The 1,742-nt window shown below is 62.5% G+C and carries 1 protein-coding gene; it reads left to right on the forward strand.

What is annotated here, in order from left to right; genetic code table 11:
* Positions 1 to 78: 78 nt before the first annotated feature.
* On the forward strand, positions 79 to 1,742 hold a 1,664-nt coding region (locus H7995_RS28045), incomplete at its 3' end, for a T6SS effector BTH_I2691 family protein (RefSeq protein WP_185819318.1).

Genomic DNA, 1,742 nt, shown 5'->3' on the forward strand with positions numbered 1-1,742 from the left:
ATCAAGGAAACGTCTGATTTATCTCCTACCAATCCCTGCCTAGGGTGCTCGGCACTGCAGTCCAGGGATGTTTGATTGATGAATGAAGACCTGCGCGAATTGTTCGACCGCGTTGCCGGGCAAACCTATAGCGAAGAAGGCCATAGCGCCTGTGTCACCTGCAAGCGCAGCGTCGCGATCTTGCCCCTGCGGTATGCCGTGCTCGGCAGTGCCGCACCCGGCGAATCCCATCTGCCGGTGCCGGAGCTGCCAAAACCACTGGCCCCCAGCCCCCTCGTTCTGAACACCGCGCGTTACACCGTACGCCCCTTGCGCCACGGTTTTTTGTACCTGTTCGTGCAGCGCTACGCAGCTGACTGGGTCTGTGAGGGTGCCTACCAGACCTACGACAGCGGTTTGTGCAAACCGTTATGGCCCACAGATGGTGATGGCGCTCGCTACGGCAGTCCGATGCCGATCATCGGCGAGCGAGTCATCCGCCTCACCGACCCGGAAGCGGTCGTCCACGCGCGCATGCTGTTCACCCCCGACCCACTGACCCCGCGCCTGGTCGAGACCATTCGCAGCGACCAGCGCCTGCGCGACACCCTGCGTCACCTGGACATGCGCCAGTTGGTCCAGAGCTGCCATTACTCCGAGCATGTGCTTTCCCCCCAGCAGTTACAGAGTCGGGTGGCCGACCAAGTGAGCCAAGGTTCCTTGCCGCTGGCCAGAGCCTTGGCCGGGCAACTGTTTGCCCCGCCCAGCGGGTTTTCCGTTCTCGACCACATCGCGCCCTATCTGGCGGCCGACAAAATCAGCGCCCAAGGGTTTGCGGTGGTGCTGGATGATCCCTTGGGCATCACCCAGGAACTCAATGCCTGGCGCAACCAGAGCGCCGAAGTCCTGCAGGCATTCATGGACCACGTCGACAGTGAAGGCATCAGCAACCAACGAAAACACAGCATCGCCTTTGCCCTCGACAACCTGAAGACCACCCTCGCCGAGCAGGCCCGCCAACGTTATGTCAGCCACGCCAACACCCTGGGCGTGCGCTACACCGATCCCGAGTACGCGCTCAGCAATGCCCATATGGTCGGTGCGGCAGCCGGCAGCTATCGCAGTTACCCCAACCCCGCCGAACAGCAGCGCCAGGAACAACGGGCGATTGAGCAAGCGCAGCAGCACCGTTGGGATAGCCAATACGCACCCTACCTCGATGAACCGCGGATACAGGCATTTCTGGCTGAATATCAGGCGGCTGTCGAACGCGCCGACCAGCTCAAGGACGCTCGCGCCGCCGATCACTTGCTCTGGCTGCAAAGTTCGGCCCTGCTGGATGCGTTGGATTATTACGACCGCCGCGACCCGCGCAGCGGCCTGGCCTTCGAAGCGCAACTGGGGGCGGCAGTGGCGGGGATGAACAGCACGGACGCGGGCGAGGCGCTGCTGGCCCAATGGAGCGACACTAACCGCGTCAGCCGCAGCAACCTGTTCTGGCGGGGCCTGGGCCAAAATCAGAGCGCTACGCTGGAGCAGATCAACAGCCTGTTGGCGCAACACAATCACCTGCCACGTCTCGACGAAGCAGCCTTGCAGGCCCTGACGCTGGGGCTGACCGAGACATTCGAGAAAACCCATGGACTGATCAGTGAAGTCAGTTTCGACGCGCCGCCGACCGGCATTCACCATGGCGGCGCGGTATTGATGATCAAGACCTTCGGCACCCGCCTGCTCGACAGCCGGCTGGCCCAACTCAGCGA

The organism is Pseudomonas kielensis (assembly GCF_014236655.1).
Classification (GTDB): domain Bacteria; phylum Pseudomonadota; class Gammaproteobacteria; order Pseudomonadales; family Pseudomonadaceae; genus Aquipseudomonas; species Aquipseudomonas kielensis.